Source organism: Acinetobacter sp. YH12023, assembly GCF_013420135.1.
GTDB lineage: Bacteria > Pseudomonadota > Gammaproteobacteria > Pseudomonadales > Moraxellaceae > Acinetobacter > Acinetobacter amyesii.
The window spans coordinates 1-7,498 of sequence record NZ_VOYU01000026.1 but is presented as its reverse complement, the minus strand read 5'-3'; the positions used below and the strand labels follow the sequence as shown (position 1 = coordinate 7,498).

General features: G+C 36.1%; 5 protein-coding genes and 3 pseudogenes. 1 reads left to right on the top strand and 7 read right to left on the bottom strand.

The window, feature by feature from the left end:
- Nucleotides 1-128 precede the first annotated feature (128 nt).
- The 4 genes and pseudogenes from msr(E) (FTT92_RS16430) to mobQ form a co-directional block, all read right to left on the bottom strand.
- Nucleotides 129-638: pseudogene (gene msr(E) / locus FTT92_RS16430) on the bottom strand (ABC-F type ribosomal protection protein Msr(E)); the annotation flags it as partial.
- Between the two features lie 597 nt (nucleotides 639-1,235).
- Nucleotides 1,236-1,523: a hypothetical protein gene (locus FTT92_RS16425; protein WP_004728627.1), complete on the bottom strand. Its 288-nt coding sequence runs from the start codon at nucleotides 1,521-1,523 to the stop codon at nucleotides 1,236-1,238.
- Nucleotides 1,520-2,470, bottom strand: coding sequence for a replication initiation protein (locus FTT92_RS16420; RefSeq protein ID WP_004728629.1), 951 nt, complete (start codon nucleotides 2,468-2,470; stop codon nucleotides 1,520-1,522). The genes FTT92_RS16425 and FTT92_RS16420 overlap by 4 nt, the downstream gene beginning before the upstream one ends.
- A 682-nt stretch (nucleotides 2,471-3,152) precedes the next feature.
- Nucleotides 3,153-4,805, bottom strand: a complete 1,653-nt coding sequence (mobQ, locus tag FTT92_RS16415; protein ID WP_018680086.1) for a MobQ family relaxase — start codon at nucleotides 4,803-4,805, stop codon at nucleotides 3,153-3,155.
- Nucleotides 4,806-5,016: 211 nt separating this feature from the next.
- Here mobQ and FTT92_RS16410 point away from each other — a divergent pair, with 211 nt between their 5' ends.
- Nucleotides 5,017-5,319 carry a hypothetical protein gene (locus FTT92_RS16410; protein ID WP_018680087.1) on the top strand — a complete coding sequence of 101 codons (303 nt, stop codon included), beginning with the start codon at nucleotides 5,017-5,019 and terminating at the stop codon, nucleotides 5,317-5,319.
- Nucleotides 5,320-5,458: 139 nt separating this feature from the next.
- On the opposite strand, the gene FTT92_RS16405 is transcribed toward FTT92_RS16410, so the two are convergent.
- The 3 genes and pseudogenes from FTT92_RS16405 to FTT92_RS16395 all read right to left on the bottom strand — a co-directional run.
- Complete coding sequence (locus FTT92_RS16405; RefSeq protein WP_000155092.1) at nucleotides 5,459-6,343, bottom strand: Mph(E) family macrolide 2'-phosphotransferase; 885 nt, start codon at nucleotides 6,341-6,343, stop codon at nucleotides 5,459-5,461.
- Between the two features lie 55 nt (nucleotides 6,344-6,398).
- A pseudogene (msr(E), locus tag FTT92_RS16400) lies at nucleotides 6,399-7,370 on the bottom strand (ABC-F type ribosomal protection protein Msr(E)); the annotation flags it as partial.
- A 53-nt stretch (nucleotides 7,371-7,423) separates the two neighbouring features.
- Nucleotides 7,424-7,498, bottom strand: a pseudogene (locus FTT92_RS16395) (IS6 family transposase); the annotation flags it as partial.

Sequence of the window (7,498 nt, the reverse complement as noted above, 5' to 3'; positions counted from 1 at the left end):
AGTACCAGCGTACGGCCCACAGAATGATGTCACGCTGAAAATGCCGGCCTTTGAATGGGTTCATGTGCAGCTCCATCAGCAAAAGGGGATGATAAGTTTATCACCACCGACTATTTGCAACAGTGCCCTTTTAACTCCCATATCTTGTCTACAACCATATCAAGAAAATATCGGTCATGACTGATAACAAGTAATGCTCCATCAAATGCTTTAAGTTGACCAATAAGTAGATCTATTCCATTGAGATCAAGGTGGCTGGTTGGTTCATCCGCTAGAATGCCATGTACTTGTTGGGAAAATGCGGCAGCAATTTTTGCACGAGTTTCCTCTCCGCCACTCATTGTGTCGTTTTGTACATTGGAAACACCAAGGCGAGATAACATTGCCCGGTCTTCGACCGTTTCTATTTCGATTCCGCCCAGTTGGCTGATATGTGCAAAATCACCAAAACGCTGTAATGTCGCTTCGGCTAAAACAATTTCGCCATTAAGTACTTTGAGTAAACTACTCTTTCCTGCTCCGTTATCACCCACAAGACCAATACGGTCATAAGAGTGAATTTCCAATTCATCAATATCCAAAACATCACGCCCAGCATAATCCAAGCGTATGTTTCTCGCTTTAATAATTAAACTCATTTTTATTTACTCCTGTTTAGCTCTTGAAATTTTTTATGCAGCAAACAGGATTTAGGTGAAAACAAAAGCTAGCATCACAGTGTCCTCCCAAAAAAAAAGCTATTCATCCACAGGGTGGACAAATAGCTAGTCAATTAAGTTATAACTGGAAACTATGCACTAAAAGCATACTTATAAATTAAGCATACTTTTACTTTATATATCCGCATATATTCTTAAAGACACAACAAAAGCCCACCATTATAAAATAGTGTCACTATGCAAATAGTTGTGTCTTAACGAATGCGGATAGAATGCATAAACTTACCTAAAAAATAAAATTCAGTTTTATGATAACTTTACTGTTAAAAGAAGTCTAGACAACCTTGTTTTATGCTTGGATATAAGGCTTATTTTAAAATAATAGTAGTGAAGATTTTCTAAAATTAACATAATACACCTTATACGAAATACTGTTTTTTATTCGATATAAATCATAAACTTATACTAAGACGTTCCAGGGTTCAGCGCACTGGAACGGCTTTTTTGTGACTATTCACGTTCCACGCCTATTCTTTGATCAATGTTTCACGGTTTTAATTAAATAAACTGAATAATTCAATCTGCACGATTTAAGCGATTATCTTGAATAAGATCATCCAATTTATCTTCTAAATCTTCAATCTTATATTTGAGCGATAAAATAGAATTTTTTAAACGCTCATTTTCAGGAGCATCAGGATTTTTTAATTGATTAAAAATTTCTAATAATTCGTTGCGATTAGTGCTTAACCTTTCAATGTCACTTTCAATAGCCATTCTTGGTGTCCACAGAGCAAGTAAACTTTGCTCATAGTCTTTGAGTTCTTGATGGCTCATTGCATCTAATTCAGCTCTAGTTTTCATGGTTTAAAATCCGTCTTGCTATGAAGAGCTTTAAAAATCCGCTTTGCTGTTTCCTCTCTTACACTTTTCGGATCTCGTAAGATGCCACTAATCCAAAGGGCAAAACTAGGATAGTCCTGGAAGTTACTTAGGTCTGATAGCTCAGAAAGTTTAGATAAAATAGCACTGTACTTGTTAATTTGAGCATCAGACAGGTTGCAGAATATATCTATTGTTTTTGGATCTCGCTCAGGAGCTATTAATTTTGGCTTAGATTTTTCTTTCACAGTGAACTTAAAGCCGACAACAGAACGTCCTTTTTTAACTGGACTATAGTCAACTGTTACATCGGTAAATTCATTAATTTCATCTAATGAGCTCTTCAAAACTCTTCGTTTTAAGTTCCTCAAATCTCTATAAGATTCTGGTAAACCAAACTCTGTAAACATTTCATCTAGCGTTAATTCAAAGCCATTTTTTGCCTGATTTTTTTTCGCTAAATGGTAAAAGTCTATTGAGTAGTCTTTTTTTAATTTTAGAACTACATCTTTTTTATAACGAGTGTATGGATTGTATTTATCTAAAATTTTCAACATCACCAAAACAATAGATGTAAACCTTAAAGATATCCCTGCATCTTCATAAGTAGCATCAATTACCCAGTTAGAGTAGACCTTTTTCCCCCTATCATTAACGTATGAAAAGGACCGATCTACTAGTTTTTTTGACGCATTTTCAATTTGTTTATAAGCAGAATTGACTTTGATACCACAGTCATCAGCAAATTGTTGAGCAGATATTAAGATTTGATCTTGTTCACTTGCATCGATATTTCTAGCAATCGGAGAAGCCATAATTAAAATTCTTTTTTCATCTACAGACATGCTTTTAAAGCATTCAGTAACTTTGTTTTGAATAGCCATTGTTGTTACTGGATAAGATTTATCATAACTATTTTCTTTATTCATTCAGATATCAAACCTTATAAAAAATGAACATGATTTTTGTACCCTTATGAGAAAACAATGTACACCAATAAACATAAGGGTACAATAATTTATTTGTACCCTTTATCATGCTATTTGTACCCTTTAATCATGCTATTTGTACCCTTTTAAACGATAAAATCATGCTATTTGTACCCTTTATCATGCTATTTGTACCCTTTTAACGCTTGAAACTATTGCTGCATAAGGTTTTCAGAGGGTCTAAAAGCTTTTAAAAGCTTTTTAAAAGAATAAAAGGGAATTTATTTCCAAAGTGAGTTATTAAAACTGCCCTTGGTACTCGCTAAAGCTCGTACTCTATTGAAGCTCGTTTCACTCGCTTCGTGGGGGCAGTTTTTTGCATATATGATCAAGGATTCAAAAAGCAAAACATGAATAATGCATTCGCTATGCTCATGCTTTTTGACGAGCAAAAGCATCAATACTTCGCTCGTAGACACTCGCTAATCACTGTCCCCAGTAATTCAATAAAAAACGGTTTTTCAGAGGGGGAATAAGCAACCTTTCGTTGTGTCGCTCGTAGACACTCGCTAAAAGGCTCTCATTTGCGTTCTAAGCGATTTTATTTTTATCAACTATAGTTTTACTGTATTTCTATCAAAAGTCGCTAAAACCCCCGTTTTTTTGCGCTTAAATGGGATTGCTAAGGCGTGTAGTCATGGTTATTGTCATTTTCTGGCTTTTTAGGCTCATTTCTCTGCTGTTTTTCTTGTTCTTGGCGTCTTAAAAATGCCAAATGTTCTTGTTGCTCTCGTTCTTGTGCATAGCGTTGTTCTTGTTGCTCTCGTTCTTTACGTAACTGCTGTTCTCTAGATTCACGATCTTTTCGGTCGTTTTCGAGCTGTATTGCTATTTTTTGGGAAAACTCTTGCTGCGCTTCGGTCTCAATTTTTTTTGTAAAAGCCGCATGCAATTCTTGGATTTTTAGATCTTCCATTTCTTCTGCATATAGTCGCTTTTGTTTTTCACCATTTTGAGGACTAAAGTATTTATTTCCATAGTTATCTTCTTCAAATATATAACTATTTATGATCTCCAGTCTTTGATCGCGTACATACTCTTGATACTCAGTTTCTCTGCGTGATATTTCAGAAATTTGATGATCTATATTTGAAATTTGATCATTAAGTTTTCGTTGTTTAACAGTGATGTTCGGTTCGTCAAGTTTTGCAAAAGACTTTTTAGGCTGGAGCAGCTGATTTTCTTCTGTCCATTTATTTAAATGATCAGAATATCTCTCTTTTTTTTCTATTTCACTAAGACCAGAAATATGCTTTTGGATGTCTAGTTGGGTGTTGTGTTGGTCGATCAGGTCATTTATTTGATTGATCCATTTTGTTTTAAAAAATAAAGGCTCTTTTTTGCGTAGTTCTGATATTGCAGAACTCATCGTGTCTAATTTTGTTGTTAATTTTGATAATTCTTCATTTTGGAATTCATAAAGTTTCTGAGAAGTTTTTTCTGAATACTCAGCTTGAGAGTATTGAAACTGAAGCTCACTTCGTACTTTTTGAACAAGATCCTCAGATACTTTGATGTTTTCATCCAGTGCGATGACCTTTTTGATTTTTAAATTACGTAGCTTAATTTCATCATTTTTCAGACTAATTTCTGTAAATATCCCTCGTCTCCGGAGGTATGTCGCTTGAGGACCTTCGTGCTGAGTTGCTTCTAGGTCACTTTCCTGGTCTTCATAACTTCTGTGATCGACACGTTCATCAAATCCATTTTGTTCCAGGTGATGATTGCATAACTCTGCAAATGATTCTCTCCAGTGGCTTACAGTTTCTGTGCCATTGTCACGACTGAAGTCCCTATATTTTTTTGCTGAAAAGCCACCCTGCTCATTAATACTTCGGGTTGTGAACATGATGTGTGCATGGTAGTTGCGTTCATCACTTCCACTGTCTGTATGAGGTGCATGAATAGCAGCATCAACGATGACACCGTATTTTTTAACGAGGTTTCGGCAAAGTTCATTGAGCATATTTTCACGCTGTTCAGCGTTTAACTCACTGGGAAATGCAATCTCAAACTCTCTTGCAAGTAATGCATCTTTTCTACGTTCAACCTTTTCGACTTCATTCCAAAGTGTTTGGCGCTTGAGTAACTCAGTATTTGTATTTTCAGGTGCATAGATTTTTGTAAATTCGACACCAGTTTTTCTTGTGTAGTCTTGTTCTTTTCCATAAAAATCGCATACCAATTTTTCACTTGAACGATATGCAGCACAAGCAACGGCCGATCGTCCATTACCTCTACTAATCGTTTTAACTGAAAAATGATATATCGCCATTTTGCTTTTGCTCTTTATTTCGATTTATCGAAATTACCAACATGTATATGTTGGTCAGGGGATTACAAAGGGGATTTACCCCTTGTCGCACCATTGGATGAAATCCAATGGCTAAGTGCGCCCTTCGGGAAAACCACGATAGCATGGGCTGTCTTGAATTTCAATTCAAACAGACCTATGCTTGAGGGGGATTCCTTGAGATGGTGATGGTATGAGTGTTGAAACTTTAGAGCAAAAAATTGCAAAGCAAGAAGAACGATTAAGACAACTAAAAGCACAAAAACAAGCTATTGCTGCTCGTGAAAAAAAGAAAGTTTCTGATCAGCAACGTAAAGATGATACGAGACGTAAAATTCTACTGGGAGCTTGGGCTTTAAATAAATTAAAAAATGATGAATCGTTTAAACAGCAATTAGCCGATTTTGAGCAATTTTTAAATACGGAAAATAAGACCGAAGAAAATAAGCAGAAAGATAAAGATCTTTTTAATGGATTTATTTGGGATAAGACCTAAATTTCGCATAAGAAATTTTATGTTAAATGATTGTTAGAAATGCCCCTTGATCGAGGCATTTTCTATAAAGAATACTAAAAACTAATTAAAGCCAACCAAGTTTCAAAACAAGGCAGTTCTCAGCAATCATATTTTTAAATTATATAACTCCCAACTGAGCTTTTGCTCCAACGATAAGGCTTTCATTTTGAGTTTCTAAGGCAAATAAACCATACATCAAAGGAGAGGCCGCTGCTCTTTCTAAAGTCTGTTCATATAGTTTATTCCAAACTTTACCCCCTAGTTTTTCATACTCGATGATTAGAGTTTTGAGGCTTTCTTCTCCAAACAAAGTTACATGCCCAGCAAAATCAATCGCTGGGTCATCTATATGGGCTGTTGACCAATCAATAACGCCTGAAACAGCTCCATCCTTTGAAGCTAGTACATGCCCAGCATATAAATCGCCATGTATAAATTGGGTGAAATCTGCCCATAGAACATCATTATCCAACCATTTTCTGTAGCGGGTTTCCAATTGCTCACTTATACCAATTTCAGATTTTACTAACTGCAAATTGTTTGCTATTTCAGGTCTTAAATCTGAAGGTTTCATAATTTTCAAATCATTTTCCCGAACTTCTTTTTCAGGAATACTATGGATTTCAAATAAGGTTTTTGCCAAAGATGTTATGTATTTCGGGCTATCTTTGTCCATATTCCAAATTATTTCATAGGTTTCAGCATCCAAATTTAAAACAGGATTATCTTTAAGTATGGGATAAGCCACTAATTCTGTAGATGAAATTCTCCAATCAGGAACCTCTACAGAAAGATGTTTTTTTACCAATTCTAAAATGCGTTTTTCTTTCTTGATTTGTTCCCTCATGCCATCACGACGAGGAATACGCAGCAACCATTGTTGCCCCTTTGTATCAAGAGCAAAAACGACCTTAAAATCAATGCCCATTTCATTGAAATTCATTTTGTCCGTAAGCAACAAGCCGTGTGCTTCAGCAAGTGATTGAATATCTTGAATTGTCATTTTTAATTTCCTTTAAAGAGTTCAATAATTAATGTTCGGATTAGATTGGCTATCATTAACAATCTCTCTCAAAAGTCTTGATGATTTTGTGGTCTTTGATCTCGTAGATAATGTCAGCAATATTATCGACCAATTGCTTGTCATGAGATACGAAGATAATAGTTCCTGCATAGGACTTCATCATTGTTTCTAATGCGGCAATACTTTTTAGGTCAAGATAGTTTCCTGGTTCATCCATAAGCAAAATATTATATTTTCCTAAAAGCATTTTGGATAAAAGCAGTTTGATGATTTCACCTCCCGATAAGTCGGATAAGTTTTTTTGAATATCATTCGCTCCGATCCCCATTGAAGCCAATACTGCACGAATTTCCGCAACTGTGTACTCGCACTCTTCCTGCATAAAGGAGAGCACAGATTTATGCGTGTTAAATTTATATCCTGTTTGTGTAAAGTAGCCAATTTCAGCTTTTGGAGATATGGTTAATCCATCAGCACGTTCTGATATCATTTTTAACAAGGACGTTTTCCCTGTTCCATTCGATCCAGTTATAGCGACTTTAGCGCCAAGCGGTATTATAAAGTTAGCGTCATCAAAGATAGTACGGCTACCAAATTTTAAGCTCAGACCATCTGCCGTAATCGGGAACTTATTGTGCAGTTCTAGGGCTGAACTTTGACGAAAACGAATAGAACGCAAATGCTCTGGTGCTTGAATATCTTCTAATGCAGCCAAACGCTTTTCCATACTCTTAGCTGCCTGATACAGTTTTCTTTGCTTGGTGCCAGTCATTTTTGCATGCCCAAGTCGTCCAGCACTTTCGGTAGAGTTTTTGGATTTTTCTCCTTTTTTCTTATTGTCTAATCGATTAGCTTGCTGGCGTTTTTCTTGCACAGCAGATTCTAATCGCTCCCGTTCCTTCATCATCAGCTCATATTCTACGGCTTGGTGTTGTCGCTCTTCTTCTTTTTGACGCAAGTAATCCGAGTAACCACCCCAATATTCCGTAATTTTACCGTCTTTTAACGGCACTGTTGCAAAGTTAGCGATGAGGCAGCCTTTTGTCTTATTCAAAGGCCTTACATTTCAAAAACTCTGCTTACCAGGCGCATTTCGCCCAGGGGATCACCATAATAAAATGCTGAGGCCTGGCC